This is a genomic window from Paraclostridium bifermentans (assembly GCF_019916025.1).
Classification (GTDB): Bacteria; Bacillota; Clostridia; order Peptostreptococcales; family Peptostreptococcaceae; genus Paraclostridium; species Paraclostridium bifermentans.
This window is the reverse complement of record NZ_CP079737.1, coordinates 2,090,273-2,113,584: the sequence shown is the minus strand read 5'-3', so window position 1 is coordinate 2,113,584 and position 23,312 is coordinate 2,090,273. Positions and strand designations below refer to the sequence as shown.

The 23,312-nt window shown below is 27.2% G+C and carries 16 protein-coding genes and 2 pseudogenes; 14 read left to right on the top strand and 4 right to left on the bottom strand.

The window, feature by feature from the left end; genetic code table 11:
• Nucleotides 1-2 precede the first annotated feature (2 nt).
• The gene (locus KXZ80_RS10170) at nucleotides 3-611 is read right to left on the bottom strand and encodes an NUDIX hydrolase (RefSeq protein WP_021433372.1); all 609 of its coding nucleotides are present in this window, start codon (nucleotides 609-611) and stop codon (nucleotides 3-5) included.
• A 136-nt stretch (nucleotides 612-747) separates the two neighbouring features.
• On the opposite strand from KXZ80_RS10170, the gene KXZ80_RS10165 reads away from it, so the two are divergent.
• Together KXZ80_RS10165 and KXZ80_RS10160 are read left to right on the top strand one after the other, a co-directional pair.
• Entirely contained in the window at nucleotides 748-2,535 is a 1,788-nt protein-coding gene (locus KXZ80_RS10165) for a sensor domain-containing diguanylate cyclase/phosphohydrolase (protein ID WP_021433371.1), read from the top strand.
• Nucleotides 2,536-2,612: 77 nt separating this feature from the next.
• Nucleotides 2,613-3,707 carry a hypothetical protein gene (locus KXZ80_RS10160; protein ID WP_021433370.1) on the top strand — a complete coding sequence of 365 codons (1,095 nt, stop codon included), beginning with the start codon at nucleotides 2,613-2,615 and terminating at the stop codon, nucleotides 3,705-3,707.
• Between the two features lie 20 nt (nucleotides 3,708-3,727).
• On the opposite strand, the gene KXZ80_RS10155 is transcribed toward KXZ80_RS10160, so the two are convergent.
• Nucleotides 3,728-4,333, bottom strand: a complete 606-nt coding sequence (locus KXZ80_RS10155; RefSeq protein ID WP_021433369.1) for a peptidylprolyl isomerase — start codon at nucleotides 4,331-4,333, stop codon at nucleotides 3,728-3,730.
• 137 nt (nucleotides 4,334-4,470) lie between these two features.
• Here KXZ80_RS10155 and rbr point away from each other — a divergent pair, with 137 nt between their 5' ends.
• From rbr to KXZ80_RS10140, 3 genes are all read left to right on the top strand, one after another.
• On the top strand, nucleotides 4,471-5,007 hold the full coding sequence (gene rbr, locus KXZ80_RS10150) for a rubrerythrin (RefSeq protein ID WP_021433368.1): 537 nt from the start codon (nucleotides 4,471-4,473) through the stop codon (nucleotides 5,005-5,007).
• A 27-nt stretch (nucleotides 5,008-5,034) separates the two neighbouring features.
• Nucleotides 5,035-6,192, top strand: a complete 1,158-nt coding sequence (locus KXZ80_RS10145) for an amidohydrolase (protein ID WP_021433367.1) — start codon at nucleotides 5,035-5,037, stop codon at nucleotides 6,190-6,192.
• A 151-nt stretch (nucleotides 6,193-6,343) separates the two neighbouring features.
• Complete coding sequence (locus KXZ80_RS10140) at nucleotides 6,344-7,981, top strand: ABC transporter substrate-binding protein (RefSeq protein WP_021433366.1); 1,638 nt, start codon at nucleotides 6,344-6,346, stop codon at nucleotides 7,979-7,981.
• A 119-nt stretch (nucleotides 7,982-8,100) separates the two neighbouring features.
• Here the strand turns inward: KXZ80_RS10140 and KXZ80_RS10135 are convergent, their stop codons facing one another.
• A complete protein-coding gene (locus KXZ80_RS10135; protein WP_021433365.1) occupies nucleotides 8,101-8,583 on the bottom strand; it encodes a hypothetical protein in 483 nt (160 codons plus the stop codon).
• Between the two features lie 229 nt (nucleotides 8,584-8,812).
• Between KXZ80_RS10135 and mutS the strand changes: the two genes are divergently transcribed.
• From mutS to KXZ80_RS10090, 9 genes and pseudogenes are all read left to right on the top strand, one after another.
• On the top strand, nucleotides 8,813-11,608 hold the full coding sequence (gene mutS, locus KXZ80_RS10130) for a DNA mismatch repair protein MutS (RefSeq protein ID WP_021433364.1): 2,796 nt from the start codon (nucleotides 8,813-8,815) through the stop codon (nucleotides 11,606-11,608).
• 56 nt (nucleotides 11,609-11,664) lie between these two features.
• Nucleotides 11,665-13,710 (top strand): annotated as a pseudogene (gene mutL, locus KXZ80_RS10125) (DNA mismatch repair endonuclease MutL).
• A 16-nt stretch (nucleotides 13,711-13,726) separates the two neighbouring features.
• Nucleotides 13,727-14,668: a tRNA (adenosine(37)-N6)-dimethylallyltransferase MiaA gene (miaA, locus tag KXZ80_RS10120; RefSeq protein ID WP_021433362.1), complete on the top strand. Its 942-nt coding sequence runs from the start codon at nucleotides 13,727-13,729 to the stop codon at nucleotides 14,666-14,668.
• Between the two features lie 57 nt (nucleotides 14,669-14,725).
• Complete coding sequence (gene hfq / locus KXZ80_RS10115) at nucleotides 14,726-15,025, top strand: RNA chaperone Hfq (RefSeq protein ID WP_021433361.1); 300 nt, start codon at nucleotides 14,726-14,728, stop codon at nucleotides 15,023-15,025.
• A gap of 208 nt (nucleotides 15,026-15,233) precedes the next feature.
• On the top strand, nucleotides 15,234-17,723 hold the full coding sequence (gene cdr, locus KXZ80_RS10110) for a CoA-disulfide reductase (protein ID WP_021433360.1): 2,490 nt from the start codon (nucleotides 15,234-15,236) through the stop codon (nucleotides 17,721-17,723).
• A gap of 153 nt (nucleotides 17,724-17,876) precedes the next feature.
• On the top strand, nucleotides 17,877-18,914 hold the full coding sequence (locus tag KXZ80_RS10105) for an AAA family ATPase (RefSeq protein WP_021433359.1): 1,038 nt from the start codon (nucleotides 17,877-17,879) through the stop codon (nucleotides 18,912-18,914).
• Nucleotides 18,914-19,684, top strand: a complete 771-nt coding sequence (locus KXZ80_RS10100; RefSeq protein WP_038285286.1) for a DUF3226 domain-containing protein — start codon at nucleotides 18,914-18,916, stop codon at nucleotides 19,682-19,684. Before KXZ80_RS10105 ends, KXZ80_RS10100 begins: the two co-directional genes overlap by 1 nt.
• Nucleotides 19,685-19,848: 164 nt before the next feature.
• A complete protein-coding gene (locus KXZ80_RS10095; protein WP_021433357.1) occupies nucleotides 19,849-20,664 on the top strand; it encodes an Mrp/NBP35 family ATP-binding protein in 816 nt (271 codons plus the stop codon).
• A 236-nt stretch (nucleotides 20,665-20,900) separates the two neighbouring features.
• Nucleotides 20,901-22,475, top strand: a pseudogene (locus KXZ80_RS10090) (AbgT family transporter).
• A gap of 43 nt (nucleotides 22,476-22,518) precedes the next feature.
• Here the strand turns inward: KXZ80_RS10090 and KXZ80_RS10085 are convergent.
• Complete coding sequence (locus KXZ80_RS10085) at nucleotides 22,519-23,301, bottom strand: PucR family transcriptional regulator (protein ID WP_021433353.1); 783 nt, start codon at nucleotides 23,299-23,301, stop codon at nucleotides 22,519-22,521.
• Nucleotides 23,302-23,312 lie beyond the last annotated feature (11 nt).

The window sequence follows — 23,312 nt, the reverse complement described above, 5'->3', positions numbered from 1 at the left end:
ATTTATTTAATTAAATTAAGAAAGTTTTCAAGTATTTTACCTGTTATGCCCCAAATAATATAATCATTATATTTATAGAATAAAGAGTCATAATTTCCTGATTTGAACTTATAATTTCCCTTGTTAGGTATTAAGTCATAGGGAAAATTTTTATTAGGAACTACTCTAACTTCATTTTTATATCGTAAAGGCTCATTTTCTAATAAATGAGATAAAGGAACTAAAAAAATATGGTCTACTTCATCTATGTTTGGATTTAGACTTTCTAAGTCGTGTATGAATCCAACAAAAGTATGTATTATTATATCTGCAGGACTTAAAAATAAATCAAGTTCGCTTACTATTTCTATATTGCTATCAATGGTACCTAGTTCTTCGCAAGTTTCTCTTATACAAGCAGTAATTGGAGTTTCATTTTTTTCAATCATACCTCCAGGAAAAGATATTTCATTTGGTTGAGACCTTAATGTCTTTGACCTAACTTCAAATAGTATAAAGTCTTCATTATTTTTTTTTACTATAGGAATTAAAACAGAAGCTTTTTTCATGTTTTGATGACCATTTATATATGGTTTATAATCTTTTAATAATTCTTTTAAACTACTATTCATTGCAAAAACCTCAATTCTCAGTTTTGATATACTAATATTATACTAGTCTAAGATCAATAATACACCTAAAAGATTGTAAAAAAATATAAATCTATGTAAAATAATAAATACAGGTATAAAGGGATGGAGGATGTTTATGATTAGTAATTTATTGGAAATTTTGTTAGATAATATACCTTACTCTGTTTGGTTGAGAAGTATAGATGGTAAATTTTTATTTGCAAATAAATACTATGCAGATTCATTAAGATTAGATAAATCAGATATAATTGGAAAATGTTTAAGTGAATTGTACCCTATTGATTTAGCAAATGAATATGAGGGAAACTACAAAGAAGTTATAAATTCAGGAACACCTAAATTGTTTAGCGGGTATTTAGACGATATTTTTTTAGAATGCTATATTGCTCCAATAAAAATAAATAATAAAATAGAACTGTTTTTAGGGATACTACAAAATCAAACTAATAGGAAAAAGTATGAAGAGGAAATAATAAAGCAAAAAGAACTATTACAAACTATAATTGATACAATTCCTGATTGTATATTTCATAAAGACATAGAAGGTACATATTTACATTGCAATATGGCTTTTGCTAAAGAGTATTACAAAAAAGATAAAAAAGAAATCATAGGAAAAAGTGATAAAGAGGTTGAGGAAACATATGAAAATGAAGTTGATTCAAAAAACCAGTTATCTATGATAGATGAAATAATTAAGTTTGACAGACAAGTTAAAGAAAGTAAAAGTAAAGAGTGCAGCAAAATTAAAATTAAAACTGATGATAAGAATATTAAATATATGGAAAGTAGAAAAGTTCCTATATTTGATAAAAATGGGGATATTTCTAGTATAGTAGGCGTTGCTAGAGATATTACGGAAAATGTTATACTAGAAAATAAATTAAAAAAAATGAGTTATATGGATAAATTGACAGGACTTTATAATAGAGCTTACTTTGATGAAAAAATAAGAAAGCTGAACTCAGAAAAATACTTACCACTTAGTCTTATAATGGGAGATGTAAACGGATTAAAGGTTGTAAATGATACTTTAGGACATTTACAAGGAGATAAGCTACTTAGAGATATAGCAAGCGTAATTAAGTCTTCATGCAGAAAAAAGGATTTTATTTTTAGATGGGGAGGAGATGAAATTTGCATAATACTTCCGAATACAACAGCGAAAGAGTCAGAACTTATATGTAATGAAATAAAAAAGAATTGTAAAGAGAAGTCAGATAGTATAATACCGTTAAGTATAGCACTAGGAACATCTACTAAAAATACTATTGAAAAAGAAATTGACAAAGTTTTGACAGAAGCTGAGGATAAAACTTACAGGGAAAAATTATTACATGGTAAGAGTATAAAAAGTTTTATTATAGGATCATTACAAGAAACTCTAGCTCAAAAGCATCCTCAAACAGAAGAACACACTGATCGTGTAATTAAATATGCAAAAAGATTAGGTAAAAGATTAAAGCTGTCAAATGATAATTTAAATAAATTAATTTTATTAGCAACATTACATGATATAGGTAAAATAGGTATACCTGATGAAATATTATCAAAACCAGGTTTGCTAAATAGTGAAGAATTTGAAATTATGAAAACTCATACGGGAAAAGGCTATAGAATTGCTATGTTAAATCCTGATATAGAACATATAGCAAAAGGAATATTAACACACCATGAAAGATATGATGGAAAAGGGTACCCATTAGGATTAAAGGGAGAAGAGATTCCTTTTTTAGCTAGAATTATATGTGTTGTAGACGCATATGATGCTATGACTAATGATAGGACATATAAAAATAAAATAAATAAGGATAGAGCAAAAAAAGAGTTGATAAAATGTTCTGGAAAGCAATTTGATCCACACATTGTGAAAGCATTTTTAAAAGAAATAGAGAATGAATAAACAATTAAAAAAATGTGACTAACTAAGAATTTTATGTATAATAATATTTAGGACAATATATAGTAAGGAGAAATAAGATGACAGAAGGTAGTAGTACGAAATCAATAGAAAATATAATAATGGAAAAAAATTTAAAGATATGTTTAAAAGATGAAGATAACTATATAGAGATACCTAAAGATATTATACATAATGACGAAATGGATATTTGTGATATAAATGATTTTATAAGGATATCACAAAATATAGAAAAACTTAAAAATAATATTATTAAATTGTTATTTGAAAAAGAAAGTTGCGTAAGTATTCATTCAATAGGAACTTTATTATTAAATATAAAATCAGAAGAAAAGATAGAAGATTTTCAAAAATATATTGATACAGATATAAATAATTTGGAAGAAAAATTTAAAGCCTTGGCAGCATATTTTGATATAAGTATAGATGATATATATGAATTAAAAGAAACTGCAAAATTAAACTATATAAACAATTCTCAAAATGAAAATGAAGTTTTAGATAAATCATATATAGATAATATCTTATACAAAACTAAAAACTCTAGAATGTACAGTCTTATAAAAAGGTCAAGATATGGATCTATATCTAAAGAATATAATACGCTAGATTTAAGTGAAATCACAGATTTAAATGGCGAAGAAATAGGAGGAGAATATAGCCCTATTTTAGTTATATACAAACCAGCTAAATATATAAGAGGAGAGTATATACTAGATGATTTAAATTATGTATACATAAAAAGACAACCATTAAATGCACTTATAAACCAAGAAAAATTAAATGAAAAAGGTAGAGATGGAATGGGTGCAATAACATACATAAAACTTAATCATGATTTGACAAATGAGAACTTACAGGAAATATTAGCAGAATTATATGTAGATGGTCAAAAAAATAATATGTCATTTGAAAACATAAGACTTGCAGATATCAATTGTAATAAATTATGGCTAACAGCTGACAGGTTAAAAAAAGAGTTTAAAGAACTAAGATACTACAACAAAAATTTAACGCAAAAAATAAAAGATATATACGACTCTACAGGAGCTTATTATACTCAAATAAGTGGTAAGTACATATTTAATACTAGAGAATTTTTAAATTGCTATAAAGCTTATAAAAATAAAGATATAGTATTAAATAAAAAATAAGTAGCTAATGCTACTTATTTTTATACCACTTTATAGCCTGTTTTTTTACGTTCTTCCATCGTAGAATTCCATTTTGATAAAGTTTCTTCCTTAGATAAACCTGGAAGTTTATTTGGCTCATCGTATTCAATTCCAAATGTTTCTACAGTCATACTTTCAATGTATACTTTTTCGATAGCTCTATGTAAGAAAATCTCTAATTCAGTTTCAACTTTACTTATTCTATCAACTTCATCCATTCCATATACAACTCGTCCAAAGGAAGCAAAATTTTCATCAAGCTGAGGCGTGTCTTGAGTAACTATAAAAAAATGGCAACTTTCTGTATTATGTTCAAATCGGCCATAACCAAGAGTTCCTCTAGTGAATTTTAAGTTATTATCGACTCCATTAGATAAACATTCGCTTTTTATACTGTATCCTAAAACTCCTGTACCATTATTTTCAGGACAACCACCTTGAATTAATTTATCATTTTCTACTCTCCAAAATGCTGTATTATTATAAAATCCCTTATTGATAAGACTTATAAAGTTTTTTACAGATTCAGGAGCTTCATCTGGAAAAAGTTCTATTTTTACAGATTTTCCGCCCTTTATTTTCATAGTAACAATTGGATTTTTCATATAAATTACCACCTTAAAATTAATATTACATAAATTATATCATACAGATGGAAAAAGGTTTTCTTTTTTAGTAATAATATCATAGAAATCTTAATATTAAAGATAATAAGCACCACTTAATATTAAGGAGGATAATTATGGATTTAAAAGATAGCAAAACTGTTGAAAATTTAATGATAGCATTTGCTGGAGAGTCTCAAGCTACAGCTAAATATAATTACTATGCAAGCCAAGCAAAAAAAGAAGGATATAATAAAATAGCTCAATACTTTGAAGAAACAGCAAATAATGAGATGGCACATGCGAAAATTTGGTTTAAATTAATAAATAATGGAATACATTCTACTAAAAATAACTTAATTGAATCAGCTGAAGGAGAGAATTCCGAATGGACAGATATGTATTATAGATTTGCAAAAGAAGCTCAAGAAGAAGGGTTTGATGATATATCATATCTTTTTAAGTCTGTTGGAAAAATTGAAAAACAGCATGAAGAAAGATATTTAGAACTTATAAAGAACTTAGATGATAATAGTGTATTTAAAAAAGAAGAAGAGGTTACATGGAGATGTATGAACTGTGGGCATATTCATAACGGGAAAAAAGCATTAGAAATATGTCCCGTATGTTCACATCCAAAATCTTTTTTCGAAATTAAATGTGATTGTATATAAAACTAAAACTATAACTTGGAGGATTCAATGATTTTAATAAAAAATGGAAAGATTATAACTATGACCGGAGTAAATTATGACAATGGATGTGTACTTATAGATGATGGAAAGATAATAAATGTTGATAAATATATAAATGAATTAGATATTATGGAAGTTATAGATGCTCAAGGTGGATGGGTGATGCCTGGAATTATAGAATCTCATTGCCATATAGGGTTAAGTGAAGAAGGGATAAGATTTGAAGGTGATGATATAAATGAAGCAACAACACCATTAACAGCCCACTTAAGAGCTATAGATGCAATAAATCCTTTAGATGAGGCATTTAAGGATGCTATAGAAGGAGGAATAACCTCTGTTATGACAGGCCAAGGAAGTGCTAATGTATGCGGGGGCAAATTTACATTTATAAAGACGAGTGGATCATGTATAGATGATATGGTTGTAAAAGAAGAGGCAGCTATGAAAGTTGCATTTGGAGAAAATCCGAAAAGAGTATATTCATCTAAAAATATATCTCCATCTACAAGAATGGCTACAGCTGCAATTTTAAGAGAAGCATTAACTAATGCTTTGAATTACAAAAACAAGAAAGAAATAGCTAAACAGAAAGGTGAACATTTTGATATTGATTTAAAACAAGAATGCTTTATAGACGTTTTAAATAAAAAAATACCTCTAAAAGCTCATGCTCACAGAGCCGATGATATACTTACGGCCATTAGGATTGCCAAAGAGTTTGACTTAGATATGACATTAGATCATTGTACAGAAGGACATCTTATTACAGAATACATAAAAAATTCCGGTTTTAGTGCGATTGTTGGACCTAGTCTAACTAGTAGAAGTAAAGTAGAGCTTAAAAATAGAACTTTTGAAACAGCTGGAAAGCTAAATGAAGATGGTGTTCAAGTTGCAATAACAACAGATCATCCAGTAATACCTATTCAATATTTGCCAATTTGTGCAGGGTTTGCAGCTAAAAAAGGATTAGGAATATATGAAGGACTTAAAACTATAACTATAAATGCAGCAAAAATTTGTGGAGTTGATGATAGATTAGGAACTCTTGAAGCTGGAAAAGATGCAGATATAGCTATATTTACAGGTAACCCTATGGAAGTGTTTACAGAAACTTTATATACCATAATAGATGGAAATATAGTTTATTCTAAAAATTAATTAAAATAAAAAAGAAAGTGATAGGCAAAACTATTCACTTTCTTTTTTATTTTAATTTAAAGATGGATTATATTGAAAGAAAATGGTGATTAAAATTATGTAACTAATAGCTTATTTATTAATAAAATATATTAAAATGGAGGGGATATACATGATATTAAAAAAATATGTATCGACAATGACACTAATTACATTAATGACTTCATCGATCTTAGTAGGATGTAGTAGCCAAGAAAAAGATAAAGTTATAAATTCTAGTAAATTATTGAAAAATAAAGATGCAAGACTTGCAATATCTATGGCAGTTGACAAAAGCGAAATAACTAGTGTTATTTTGAATAATGGATCAAATCCGATAAATTATTATACACCAGAGGGGTTAGCCATAAATGATGAAGGTAAAGACTATAGAGAGATTGCTGGTAATATGGGAAGTGGATATGATTTAAAAGAAGCCCAAAGTCACTGGGAAAAAGCAAAGAAGGATTTGGGTTTTGATAAAGTTACAATAGAAGTTTTGACATCAGATGCAGAAAGTAGTAAGAGAGTAGGAGAATTTTTTCAAAGTCAATTACAAAAAAATCTAGGTGGAATGACAGTAGAGATAAAGCAAGTTCCATTTAAGCAAAAGCAACAATTAGAAGCACAAGGAGATTATGATTTAGTTTATAGCTCTTGGGTTGCTGATTATCCAGATCCATTAACATTTTTAGAGACGTTTACTACTACTGGAAAATTTGGAGTAAATAGTGGATATGATAGTAAAGGCTATAATTATTTAATAGAAGAAGGAAAAACTTCAGCAAATATTAACGATAGTTGGAAAAAATATGCTAAAGCAGAAGAACTTTTACTGAGTGACGCATTTATAATGCCTCTTTTCCAAAGTAGTAGTGCTTATATACAAAAACCTTATGTAGATGGAATAACTATAATTCCATACGGAGCAAAATATGCTTATAAGTGGGCAAGTGCAGAAGGAAGAAATGAATTAAATTTAACAAGTACTTCAGATATACCTTCTTTAGATATGAGTAGATCTACAGATTCGTTATCATTTAGTGCTGCAAATAATGTTATGGAAGGACTTGTAAGGGTAGATAATGATGGAAAGGTAGTTGAAGGTATTGCTAAGAGCTGGGAATCATCAGAAGATAAAAAAACTTGGACTTTTAATTTAAGAGAAGATTCTAAGTGGAGTAACGGAGATAAAGTAACTGCTAATGATTTTGAATATGCTTTTAAGAGAACCTTAAATCCAGAAACTGCTTCTCAATATGGATTTATAATGTATGATATTATTGGAGCTCAAGATTATAATACAGGAAAAACTAAAGAAGCTGAAGGAGTAGGCATTAAAGCATTAGATGATTATACATTAGAAATAAAACTTAATAGACCTGTTAGCTATTTTGATAGACTAATGGCATTTCCAGTATTTTTCCCACAAAATGAAAAATTTGTAGCAAATCAAGGGGATAAGTATGGAACAACTAAAGAATCTACATTATATAATGGGCCATTTACTTTAACTAAATGGAAATTAGATGATGTTTATATAATGACTAAAAATCAAAATTACTGGGATAAAAATACTGTTAAATTAGAGTCTGTAAATACAAAAATTGTAAAAGAGGGATCAGCTGATGTAAATTTATATGAAAATGGAGATATTGATTTCGTAGGAATAACAAATGAATTTATTGATAAATATAAAGATACTGATGAGTTTAGTACTAGCAAAAATGCAACAACATTTTTTATGCTTATAAATGGGAATAAAGAATAAAAGCAAACAAACCTATTCATTTGAATAGGTTTGTTTGTTTTATAAAAATAATATATAAGAGTTAAAAAATTATCTCCCCTAGAAACAAAAATACTAGGGGAAATAGTATTTTTATTTAACTAGCAACTGCTGTTTTCTCTATGCTTTTTACAATAATCGCAGTTACATCCACAGTGGCAATCACAATTTTCTTTTTCTGAACAACCATTATTTTTTTCTACACAATTATTATTTGGATCTATCTTATCTACATCTTTGCAAACATATTTTTCATCGTGAGTATCCTTTGTATCATAATGATATACATTATATTCATAGTAATGATCAGTTATATGATTGCAATCAGTTATATAGTAGTGGTTACATTTTTCATAGTAATTATCATAGAAGTTTTCATTTACAACAAAGTAATCTTTTCCATCTAAGCATGTATAACTTTTATAATGGTTTGTAGAACTTACAGGTTTTTTACCACTGCAAGGAGTTATATTTGAATTATTGTTGTTACCGCATGAAGAGTTATTGCAATTATAGTAATATTTTTTACATTTATTAGGTTTTTTAAATCCGCATTTTTTATTTGATTTACACCATAAACCCATAAATATTACCTCTCTTATAATTATTTTATATAGTAAATTAAAAGATAAAATAAAGTTGAAATTTATTTAATACCTATATTAAAATTTACTATAATAGATTATATGACAAATATTTATAAATGGTGATATATTATATAGCCAATTTAAAAATTAAAAAGATATAAATATAGATATAAGTATAAACACTTAAATATGATATAATATGTAGAATGTAAAGGAGGCAAAGAGTATGAATATAGATAGAAGTAAATTAACTCCTATGATGAGACAATACTTTGAAGTTAAAAATAGATATAATGACTGCATAATGTTTTTTAGGCTTGGGGATTTTTATGAAATGTTTTTCGAAGATGCAATAGTAGCTTCAAAAACTTTAGAAATAGCACTTACAGGAAGAGAGTGTGGTATGGATGAAAGAGCTCCTATGTGTGGGATACCATTTCACTCTTCTCAAAATTATATATCAAAATTAGTTGAAAACGGATATAAAGTCGCAATATGTGAACAAGTTGAAGATGTAAATGCTTCAAAAGGAATAGTAAAGAGAGATGTAGTAAGAGTAATAACTCCAGGGACAGTTCTTGAGGGTGCCCTATTAGAAAATAAGAAAAATAATTACCTATTAGCTATGTACACTAATGGTGATAAAATAGGTATTTCATATACAGATATAAGTACAGGAGAAGTTAACGCAACATATTTAGGTGAAGAAAAACTAGTAGAAGAAATAGCTAAGATTCATCCTACTGAAATAATTGCAAATGATTTAGCTACTGTTGAAAAAATAAGAAATATAGCAACTTTAAGCAATATATATATAAATGAAAATTTTGATGAAAGTTATTTAGATGAAAATATATTAAATAAATATTTTTCCAAGGAGTATTTAAAAAATTTAAAATTAGATGAGTTAGGACTTATATCATCTAGTTTATGCATTATATTAAATTATATTTACAATACCCAAAAACAAATAACTTCTAATATAAATAATATAAATATATATAACTCACAAGAGTATATGGTTTTAGATATGTTTACAAGAAGTAACTTAGAATTAACATCTACTATAAGAGGAAATGCAAAAAAAGGATCACTTCTTCATGTTTTAGACAAAACATCTACTGCCATGGGTGGAAGAATGCTTAGAAAATATGTAGAAGAGCCACTAGTAAATAAACTACGAATTGAAAAAAGACTTAATGTTATTGAAGAGCTAAAAGATGACTTTATGTTAAGGGAAGACCTAATTGAAACTCTGAAAAATGTATACGATATAGAAAGAATTTGTGGAAAAATTGCATTTGAAAAAGTTACACCTAAAGAAATGATACATTTAAAAAATTCTATAGAAAAATTACCACAACTTAAAAAAATTATAAATTTATCAGATGCAAATATTCTTAAAAAATACATTTCAGATATGGATGATTTAAATGATATATATGATTTAATAGATAGTGCGATACTTGAAGATCCATCAATAACAATAAAGGATGGAAATATAATTAAATCTGAATTTAATGATGAACTAAATTCTTTGAGAGATATATCTAAAAATGGTGCCTTTATGATAAAGGAAATAGAAAATAGAGAAAAAGAAAAAACAGGAGTTAAATCTTTAAAAGTAGGATTTAACAAAGTATTTGGATATTATATAGAAATAACAAAAGCAAATTTAGCTAATGCAAATATAGATGAAACATATATAAGAAAGCAAACATTAAGTAATGCGGAAAGATATATAACTAGTGAATTAAAAGAAATAGAAGATAAAATTTTAAATGCAGAAGATAAAATTAAAAATTTAGAATATGAGATTTTTGTAAATATAAGAAATAACATATATCAAAATATAGATAGAATTCAATCAGTTGCAAAAATAATAGCTAATATAGATGTATTTGTCTCATTAGCAACTGTTGCTTATATAAATAATTATGTAAAACCTATAATTAATGAAAGTAATAAATTGGATATAAAAAATGGACGTCACCCTGTTGTTGAAAGCATAGTTGGAGAAGAAAACTTTGTGCCTAATGATACGTATTTAAATCAAGGTGAAAATATTATAAACATAATTACAGGTCCAAATATGGCAGGTAAATCTACTTATATGAGACAAACTGCAGTAATAGCATTAATGGCTCACATAGGATCATTTGTACCAGCAGAATACGCCAATATACCTATTTTAGATAGAATATTTACAAGAGTTGGAGCTAGTGACGATTTAGCTCAAGGACAGTCTACTTTTATGGTTGAAATGACTGAAGTTTCTCAAATACTTAAAAATGCAACAGATAAAAGTTTAGTTATACTAGATGAAATAGGACGAGGCACTAGTACTTATGATGGAATTAGTTTAGCGTGGTCTATAGTTGAATATATTCAGGCAAATATAAAATGTAAGACTTTATTTGCTACACACTACCATGAGTTAGTAGAATTAGAAGATGAGTTTTATGATGTTAAAAACTATTCTGTAGCAGTTCAAGAAAACAATGATGGAATTGTATTTTTAAGAAAAATAATAGAAGGTGGAGCTGATAAGAGCTATGGTATATATGTAGCAGAGCTTGCAAAGCTTCCGCAAAGAGTTATTGCTAGATCAAAGGAAATATTAAAAGATTTAGAGAAAAATCATATTCAACAAGATTTAAGCGCTGCTATTAACATTAAAGAAAAATTAGAAAGTAGCGAAAATCATATAGATATAAAAGTGTACGAAACTTTGCAAAATGAATATAAAAGTTTCAAAGAAAATATAAATATCAAAGAAAATGACTATAATTTAAATATAGGAAAGCTAAAAAGTGAAATAAATAAGCTTAAAAAAGAAAATAAAGAACTTAAAGAAAATACTGTAGAAGATGAAGTTGCAGTTACTCAAATAGCTTTTGGGTCTGTTTATGATGAAAGTTTAGTTGAAGAAATTAAAAAATTAGACATTTTAAATATGACTCCATTAGATGCTATGAATGCCTTATATAGCTTACAAACTAAGGCTAAAAAGTCTAAATAAATCAATTAAATAGAGTTAAAATATACAAATTTTTATCTATGAAATGAGGTGAATATATGGCTCGAATTAATATATTAGATGAAGTTACTATAAATCAACTGCAAGCTGGTGAGGTTGTAGAAAGACCTTCTTCTGTAGTTAAAGAACTTGTTGAAAACTCAATTGACGCGCAAAGTTCTAAAATTATAGTTGAAATAGAAGATGGTGGTAAAAAATTAATTAGAATAACTGATAATGGAAATGGAATTGAATCTAGCGAAGTTGAAAAAAGTTTTTTAAGACATGCAACTAGTAAGATAAAACAAATAGATGATTTATATGATCTATACTCTTTAGGGTTTAGAGGAGAAGCTTTAGCATCTATTGCATCAGTTGCTAAGATTGAAATGATTACAAAGCATAAAGGTGAGCCAGTAGGAACTAAAATTATAGTAGAAGGCGGAAAAGTTATATCAAAAGAACCAATAGGAACTAACAATGGGACAACTATTATAGCAAGAGATTTATTTTTTAATACACCTGTTAGACAAAAGTTTTTGAAGTCAACACATGCAGAAACTATAAATATTAGTGATTTAATAAACAAGCTCGTTATAGGTAATCCTAAAGTTAGTATTAAATATATAAATAATAAAAAAACTATGTTAAATTCTCCTGGTGATGGAAAGTTAATAAACACTATAAGAAGTATTTATGGAAAAGATATAACTGAAAATTTAATAGAGTTAAATCATGAAAGTCAGTTTTTTAAAGTAAGTGGATATATAGGAAACAACAATGTTTACAGAGCTAACAAAAACCTTCAACATATATATATAAATAAACGATATGTTAAAAGTAAAATTATACTAGATTCTATAAGTGAAGGGTATAAATCATTGATACCTATAAATAAGCATGCAGTTTGTTTTCTAAATATAGAAATAAATCCATCTAAAATAGATGTAAACATACATCCTACAAAATTAGAATTGAAGTTTGAAAATGAACAACAAATATATGTAGAACTTAAAGAGTATATAAGAAAGTCGTTAATTAGGTCTAATTTGATAGGAAAATATGAAACTTATGATAATTTTGAAAAGCGAGATTTAAAAAAGGTTAATAATTTGGATAACAGTTTGAATCATAATAAAAATCAAGTTAGCCCAGAAAATATAAATCAAGGTATATTAAATAACTTAGAAAAAGAATATAAAAGTCAGACATATACATTTCAAGAATTAGACGAAAGAAAGGAATTAGAAAGAAGTATTAAGTCTAAAAATATAAATGATAAAATAAACAAAAGCATTAAAGAAGAAACTGTATTACTAGATGAGACAATAGACTTAAACAAAGTTTATAGTTTTAATGATTTAGTAGAATTAGAAAAAAAAGAAGAAAACAAAAGTTTAAAAATCAATGAAGAGGATACTTTAAAGGACAAATCTACAAGTAGTGAAGGTTTAATAAAAGAATCTGAAAATGTATATACAGAAAAGAATGAACAAGTAGAGTTTAATAATAGTGACAAAAACAAATTTTCATTAAGTGAATATATAGTTATAGGAACTATATTTAAAACATATATAATACTTCAAAAAGGGAGTCATATGTATTTACTAGACCAACATGCAGCACATGAAAGAGTGTTATTTGAAAAATATATGGACAAATTTTACGATATGGATATAAATATGCAAATGTTATTAGATCCAATTGTTTTAGAATTAGCAACGACAGATATGCTACAAGTTGAAAATAATATAGATTTATTTATGAAGTTTGGTTTTGAAATAGAGATATTTGGTAAAAATCATATAATGATAAGATGTGTACCTACTATATTTGGAACACCAGAATCTGAAAAGTTTGTTTTAGATATAATTGATAACATAGATGAGATAAAAAATAATTATGAGTTAAAAGGCGAAAAATTCGCATCGATGGCTTGTAAAGCAGCTATAAAAGCTAATGACAGCATATACGATGAAGAAATCAATAGTTTGTTAAATCAAATTGAAATGTGTAAAAACCCTTTTACATGACCTCATGGTAGACCGATATTTGTAGAAATATCAAAAACTGAAATAGAAAAGATGTTTAAACGAATTATGTAAGAAAGAAGGGGAGCAGATGAAAAAGATACCTTTAGTCATACTGACGGGACCAACTGCAGTTGGAAAAACAAACTTATCAATACAATTAGCTAAAAAGATGAATATGGAGATAATATCAGCAGATTCTATGCAAATATATAAATATATGGATGTGGGAAGTGCAAAAGTCACAGAAGGTGAAATGGATGGGATAAAACATTATTTAATAGATGAAGTTACTCCGGACTATAGTTTTTCTGTATCTGAATTTCAAGAAAGAGCTAATGATTATATAAATGAAATTGTAGAAAAAGACAAATTAGCACTTGTAACTGGTGGTACAGGCCTTTATTTAAATTCTCTTATATATAATATGGATTTTGCAAAATCAGATGCAGACAATGAGTTAAGAGAAATGTTAAGAGTAGAGCTTGAAGAAAATGGAATTGACTACATGTATGAAAAATTAAAGTCTCTTGATGAAGAAGCTGCAAATAGAATCCATAAAAATAATACTAAAAGAGTTATAAGAGCCATTGAAGTTTGTATGAGTGGTAAAAAAATGAGTGACTTTAGTAATGATTTAAAATTAAATGAAAAGTATGAACCAATAATAATAGTTTTGAATAGAGATAGAGAACATCTATATAAAAGAATTAATAAACGAGTTGACATAATGATAAGTCAAGGACTTGAAGATGAAGTTAACAATCTTTTAAATATGGGATACTCAAGTGACCTAGTATCTATGCAAGGAATAGGATACAAAGAAATAATTAAATATCTAAATGATGAATACACTTATGAAGAAGCCATAGAAATAATAAAAAGAGATTCAAGAAGGTATGCTAAAAGACAATTAACATGGTTTAGGAGATATGAAAATGCTAAGTGGTTTGATTTAGATAACTATAATGATGAAAAAATACTTTTAAACGATGTAATTAGTTATATTGAAAAAAAGGTAAATGTTGTGTAATATAGAATATAATATATATAATAAATTTGATAAATCATTTTGGAGGGTATTAATCTAATGAAAAATACAGTATTAAACTTACAGGACTTATTCTTAAATAATGCAAGAAAAGAAAGAATACCTGTAACAATATTTTTAATGAATGGAGTTCAAGTTAAGGGGCACGTTAAGGGATTTGATAGCTACATAGTATTATTAGAAGGAGAAAACAAGCAGCAAAATCTTATATATAAGCATGCAGTATCTACTATAATACCAGGAAAACAAATAAACTTTAACAATAATAACAACCAAGGATATAACAATAACAATAATAATAATCAAGGATACAATAAAAATTATCAAGAAAACAAATAATAGAATATAAAATAAAAAAAGACTTGAGAGTATTTAAAGCTCTCAAGTCTTTTTTTATCTGGTTTTATATGTGATAAAGTCACAGAACTATACTCCTATTTTAAATATAATAAAATTATAAATTATAAAATTATAAAAACTAAAGTTATTACTTTAACAAAATATAATATATACATTGGTGAATATAAAATAAAAAGGAGATTTTAATATGTCTAAAAAAGTTATAGTAGTAGGTGGAGTTGCAGGTGGGGCATCAACAGCTGCAAGGCTTAGAAGATTAGAAGAAGATTTTGAAATAATTATGTTTGAAAAAGGTGAATATATATCTTTTGCAAATTGTGGACTTCCATATTATATAGGCGAGGTTATAACAGAAAAAGAAAAGCTTATAGTTCAAACTGTTGAAGCTATGAGTAATAAATTTAATATGGACATAAGAAATTTAAGCGAAGTAATTAGTATAGATAAAGAAAATAAAAAAGTAAACGTAAAAAATCATAAAACAGGAGAAATATATGATGAAAGTTATGATGTATTAGTTTTATCACCAGGGGCAAGTCCTATAAAGCCTCCTATAAATGGAATAACTGATTGCAATAATTTATTTACACTAAGAAATATACCAGATACAGATAAAATAAAGGCTTATGTAGATAAAGATACTACTAAAAAGGCTGTTGTAATAGGTGGAGGATTTATTGGGATAGAAATGGCCGAAAACTTGGTTGAAAGAGGTATAGATGTAACTCTAGTTGAAGCTAGTTCTCAAGTTATGGCTCCTCTTGATGTAGAAATGGTAAGCACTATACATGAACATTTAATAGATAATGGTATTAAATTAATTTTAGATGATGGAGTAAAAGAGTTTAAAAACAATGGTAAAATAGTAGCGTTAAACAGTGGCAAAGAAATAGAGACAGATTTAATAATTTTATCTATAGGAGTTAGACCTGAAACATCAATAGCTAAAGATGCGGGATTAAAACTAAATGAAAGAGGAGCTATAGTTGTTGATGAATATATGAAAACTTCAGATGAGAATATATATGCATTAGGTGATGCTGTAGAAATTGTAGACTTTGTAAATAAAAAGCCTACAATGATACCATTAGCGTGGCCAGCTAATAGACAGGGAAGATTAGTCGCTGACAATATATGTGGAAAAAATATTAAATATAAAGGAACATTAGGATCATCTGTAGCAAAGATTTTTGATTATACTGTAGCTACCACTGGAAATAATGAAAAAATATTAAAGAAACTAGGGATAGACTATGAAGTTGTGCATATTCATCCAAACTCAAGTGCAGGATACTACCCAGGTTCATTTCCTATAGCTTATAAAATGATATTTGATAAAGAAACAGGTAAAATATACGGAGCACAAGGTGTTGGCATTGAAGGTGTAGAAAAACGTATAGATGTTTTAGCTACTGCAATAAAAGCTAATTTAACTGTATTTGACTTACAAGATGTAGAGCCGTGTTATGCACCTCCATATAACTCAGCTAAAGATCCCGTTAATATGTTAGGATATTATGCATCAAATATCATAGAAGGTTATGTAGAAACTATACAGTATCATGAAGTTGATAAAGTTTTAGATAGAGGAGATATAGTTTTAGATGTAAGAGATGAATTTGAATTAGCAACAGGTTCAATTAAAGGTTCTATTAATATACCTCTTGGATCACTAAGAGAAGGAATAAATGAGTTACCGAAGGATAAAAACATTTATGTTACTTGTCAAGTTGGATTAAGAGGTTATATTGCTTGTAGAATATTAACTCAAAGAGGATATAAATGTTTTAATATAGATGGTGGAATGAAGACATACTCATCTACAAAAAGCGCTAAAAAAGCTATTGAAAATCAAAACAACAATGTTAACTTTAGTGAAAGTAAACAGTTAATAAATGAAGAGGTTGCAGTTATGAATGAGAATATAAAAGCAAATATTAAATTAGATGCTTGTGGACTTCAATGCCCAGGGCCAATAAGAAGAGTTTTTGAAGAAGTTTCAAAGATGGAAAGCGGAGATATAATAGAAGTAAAAGCAAGTGATGTTGCTTTTAGTAAAGATATAAAAGCATGGTGTGAAACAACAGGAAACTCATTATTAAAAGCTGAGTTTAATAAAGATAAAAAAGCTTATGTAGCATATATACAAAAAGGAGAAAATCCTGTTAATACAAAAACTTCATGCTCTTTAAGCAATCAAGTTGGAAAAGATGGGGCAACAATGGTAGTATTTAGTGGAGATTTAGATAAGGCTATAGCATCATTTATAATAGCTACAGGTGCAGCGTCAATGGGTAAAGAAGTTACAATGTTTTTCACATTTTGGGGACTTAATGTATTAAAGAGAAAAGAAAAAGTAAAAGTTCAAAAAGATACTATGGAAAAAATGTTTGATATGATGTTACCGAGCAATACAAATAAACTTCCTTTATCAAAGATGAACATGGGCGGAATGGGGCCAAAAATGATAAATGAAATAATGAAAAAGCATAATGTTGATGATATAGATACATTAATAAATAATGCTATAAATATGGGTGTTAAACTGGTTGCTTGTTCTATGAGTATGGATTTAATGGGAATTAAGAAAGAAGAACTTATAGATGGCGTAGATTTAGGTGGAGTTGCAGCATACTTAGGTGCAGCTGAAGATTCTGGATTAAACTTATTTATATAATTTAATAATAACAAAATTAAAGGGAGTAATTTAAATTACTCCCTTTAATTTTGTTATTTAGCATTTTAATTTACAAACTATGTATTTAAGTTATATTAAGTAATATAACTTTATATAATTTATTAGATTATATAAAAAGAGAGATGTGGTAAAATGAATTATTTAAGTTACTTAAATATTAAAAACTTCAGAGGTGTAAAAGATTTAGAATTAGAAAATTTACTTACAATAAATATAATTGTTGGAGATAACAATAGTGGTAAAACCTCTATTTTAGAAGCAATATCGCTATTAGAGAATCCAGATAGTGTAAGAAATATGTTGGTTAACGCAGCTAAAAGAGATAGTAATAATGTATCAAAATTTGAACTTTTTTTAGAAATGTTTCCTAAAGGACAAAATGAAAATAGAAGTATTCACATTGACTCAATTATAAATCAATGCGAACATGAATTTAAAATACAAGGGAACTTAAGTGATGTAATTGATTTTAATGATATGGAGAGAAATTTTGAAAGTAAGGTTTTTGAAGGAGTTGTAAGTCTTAAACAAAATAACCAACAATTAGTTAACAAAGAAATATATATTCAAGAAAACAAACAGTTAAGATTTAGTGGAAGTTATAAAACTATAAAAATGGTATATATAACACCATATGATCATTTTAGGGAGAACTCATTAAATACAACTATAGAAATTATAAAAGATGGAGATAAAGATAAAATTATTGAATTACTTAGAAAGTTTGATGAAAACATAATAGGCTTTGAAGTCTTGCCAAATGAGAACATGAATACTTCATCAATATATGTGAATCATAAAAAATTTAAGCTTATGCCATTGTCTAGTTTTGGAGATGGAGTAAAAAAAGTAATTACATTAGCATCTGCTATAATTAGTTCGAAGGGTGGAATATTACTAATAGACGAGATAGAGACAGCTATATACAAAGATATGATAAAAGAAGTTTTTGATTGGTTTGTAAAAGCATGCATAGAGTATAAAGTTCAACTTATTTGCACTACTCATAGCTTAGAAGTTATTGATTCAATGATTGAGGGAATAGAAAATAAGATAGATGATTTAGCTTGTTTTAGAATAGAATCTGTAAATGAGTATGCGTACACAACTAGGTTTTCAGGTAGTAAACTAAAAGATATAAGAACTATATTAGGTCAGGATGTGAGATGATGAAAAATATTTTATTTTTCGTAGAAGGAGTTCATGATGCTAACTGTGTAGCTAAGATTCTAGATCTAAATGGTTTTAAAGAAATTAGAAGTATAGATAATCTACCTGAAATCTGGAAAAGAAAAATTCCTAGAACATACCCTTTTGTTAAAGATAGGATCGAAAGATATGTACCGATACCATCATATTTTACAAATCAGAAAGTTATAATTGTAATTATTTGTACAAATGGAGAAGGAAGACTTATAAAAGAAATTGATTTATATATTAGTAATATGAGTAAATCTGAGTTAAATCAGATAAAGAGTATATGTGCAATTTTTGATGCAGACCAAAAGATAGCTAAAGAAACATTTAATGAAAAATTTAAATATAAGAAAAAAGACATGATTATATGTAAACAAGATTTTTTAGATGAAGAAATAAATATAAAAGGAGAAAAAATTAATTTATATAATTATTTCTTTCCTGACAATGAAAGTAAAGGAACTTTAGAGAATTTATTACTAGATGGTGCTGGTATAGTTTATAAGGACCTTATAGAACAAGTCAATGATTATATTCAAAATATAGATGAAAGGCATAAATATAATTGGAGTATTTCTAGTGAAAATAAAGTAAGGGTAGGATGTATAGCTAATGTTTTTCAGCCAGGAAGTGCAAATCAAAGTTCAATAAGACGTGATGACTGGATAAGTGAAGAAAGTATTAAATATAGTAAAGATATTAAAAAATTTTATGATTTTATTGTGAAAATAATAAATTTTTAAAATATAATAATTTTTTTTATTTATGATTTATTATTTTTATGTGGGGTATATATTAATTGAGAATAGTTTGATTTATAATTAAATTAAGATCTTTAATGTGTATTATTTTATACATATTTTACTATAATTAATAAAGTAGACAAAAGAAAAGAGAGGTAACGTAAATGGGAAATTGTAATTCATGTCCATCTAAAGGAAATTGTAATAAGCAAGAAACTTGTACAATAGAAAATAATCCTAATAATAAAATAAAAAATATAATAGGCGTAATGAGTGGAAAAGGTGGAGTTGGAAAATCTACTGTAACAGCTCTTATTGCAAAAAAATTAAATAAAATGGGATATAAGGTTGGTATATTAGATGCGGATATAACAGGTCCAAGTATTCCAAGACTTATGGGAGTTCAAGATGAAAGAGCAACTTCACCAAATGGAAAAGATATATATCCTATAGTAACTAAAGATAACATAAAGACAATGTCAATAAACTTTATGGTTGGAGAAGAAAATCAAGCTATAGTATGGAAGGGACCTATAATTAGCAACACAGTAAAACAGTTTTATAAAGATGTAATGTGGGAAGAACTAGATTATCTATTAATAGATATGCCTCCAGGAACAGGAGATGTTCCACTTACAGTAATGCAAAACATACCTTTAAATGGAGTTGTTATGGTTTCAGTTCCTCAAGATATGATATCTATGATAGTGGCAAAAGCTATAAATATGGCTAAAATGCTTAATATAAAAGTATTAGGTGTTGTTGAAAATATGAGTTATATTCAATGTCCAGATTGTGATAAAAAGATAAAGTTATTTGATGGAGAAGAAACAGAAGAATTCTTAAAAGAAATGAACTTACAACTTTTAGGAGAACTTCCAATGACTAAGGAAATTGTTAATGTAACTCACAATGGTGTTGATGATATAAGTGACGAGTTAAATAATATACTAACTGGAATAGTAGAAAATATAAAATAAAATATTGATATAAAAAGCGACCTTGTTTAAAGGTCGTTTTTTTATGCTATTTAAAATTATATTTGAATTTTGATATTTTAGAAATTTTAAAATGTATAAAAATGAGATAATTTGTTTTTGAAAAATGAAATATTATAAAAATAAAGAATATTTGGAAAATTGTATTGTTTTTAATATAACAATATGCTACCATTATAAAAAAAGAATGATACATATAAAAATAAAGGGGGCGTAATATGAGTAAATCAGTAGTTAAAGAAAAAAAGAGTTTTTTGATGAAGTCTCTAGATGGGATAGAGTACATAGGTAATAAATTACCACATCCAGTTACTTTATTTGCAATGCTTTGTGTTGCAATCGCTATTATATCTGCAATAGCAGCTAGTATGGGGTTAAGTGTAACAGCCGAACTTATAAATAGAGAAACAATGGAAGTCGAGAAACAAACTATAACAGCAGTTAGTTTATTAAATGGTGAAGGTTTTAAATACATGTTAGAAAATGCTGTAACAAACTTTACTTCATTTGCACCACTTGGAGTTGTTTTAGTTGGAATGTTAGGAATAGGACTAGCTGAAAGTTCAGGATATATAGGAACAGTACTTAAAAAAATAGTTAGTGTAACACCATCAAAATTAATAGTTCCAACTGTAGTTTTCTTAGGAATAATGTCAAATATGGCATCCGATGCAGGATATGTTATATTAATTCCACTTGGAGCTTTAGTATTTATGGCTTATGGAAGACATCCACTTGCAGGAATAGCAGCAGCGTTTGCTGGAGTTTCATGAGGATTTAGTGCAAACTTATTAATTGGGACAGTAGATCCGATGCTTGCGGGAATAACAAATGAGGCAGCACATATACTTGATCCTACAGTTAGTATAAGTGCAACTGCGAACTACTTCTTTATGGTAGCATCTACACTTTTAATAACAATATTAGGGACTATAATAACTACAAAAATTATAGAACCTAAATTAGGTAAATATGATTCTAAAATGGCAAAAGATTCAGATGGAATGTCAAGAGCGAGTGATTTACAAACTATAAAACCTGAAGAAGCTAAAGCGATGAAAGTTGCAAACTTTACTTTATTATTTATGGTAATTGGGTTAGTTATTCTTGTTGCAATGCCTAATTCATTTTTAAGAAACTTAGATAAAGCAAGTTTTCTAGATTCTATAGTTGATCACTCTACTTTAATGAATGGTCTAATACCAATAATAGCATTATTATTCTTTGTACCATCAGTAGTTTATGGTAAAATTGCTAAAACTGTAAAAAATGAAAAAGAAGTTGCAGCACATATGAGTAAAGCAATGAGCTCAATGGGTGGATACTTATGTTTAGCATTCGTTGCAGCTCAATTTATAAAATACTTTGAATATACAAATTTAGGAACTATAATTGCTGTAAGAGGAGCAGAGTTCTTACAGTCTATAAATATAGGATCAATACCACTACTTGTTGGATTTATAATAATAACAGGGTTTATAAATCTGTTTATGGGATCTGCATCAGCTAAATGGGCTATAATGGCTCCTGTATTTATACCAATGTTCTTAAAGCTTGGAATAGGTGCAGATGTAGTTCAAACTGCATATAGAATAGCAGATAGTTCTACAAATATAATATCTCCACTTATGAGTTACTTTGCAATGGTTATAGTATTTATGCAAGCATATAAGAAAGATACTGGAATTGGTACGGTTATATCGTTGATGTTACCATATTCGATGACATTTTTAATAGCTTGGACATTACTATTTGTAGTATGGATGAGTTTAGGAATACCAGTAGGATTCTAAATTAAATATAAAAAGAGCTGTTTCATTTATGAAACAGCTCTTTTTATATATTATATATTTTATGAAGCTTTACACCTATTGAAATTTTTTCATAAAACTCAATATTGGATTTATCTAGGTTCAATATAGATTTAACTTTTAAAATTCTATATCGAATTGTATTTTCATGTTGGAATAGTTCATTAGAAACTTTTTTATAATCTCCATCATGGTTTACGAAGCTTATTAGAGTTTCTAAAAGAAAGGATTTATTTTCTTTATCATAGTCTATAATAGGTTTCATTATATTAGAGTACAGTTCCTTAGACTCTTCAAAGTCTTTACAGCACATAAGTAATGAATATGTACCTAGCGAGTTATATTTAACTATTCTTTCGTTAGATATTGAGTAAGAACTAGAAGAAACTAATGCTTGATTTATTGCATTTTTACAGGATGTTATAGGTATGTAATTTTCACTAATTCCTATTATAGAATCATTAATATTATATTTTATATGATTAATATAAAAATCTAACATTTTGCTTAACTCAGATTTGGATATATTATTGTAAGTTATTAGTAGCAATAAACCATTCTTAAATGGTACGCATGTAGTTGATTTATTTTTTGATAACAAATCTATTAGATTTTTATTCCAACTCTCATTTATATTGTCTGAATAACAGTATATAGCAGTTACATACTTTAAAAAAGAATAATTTATAGATTTTAAAGTATTGTTTATATCACTATTAGATAGATTGATTTCTAGTAGTGAAGATATTCTCATTTCAAGTATAATATTTTTTTGTTTTTCTAATATCAGTGACATAATTGCGTTCATTACATCTCCGT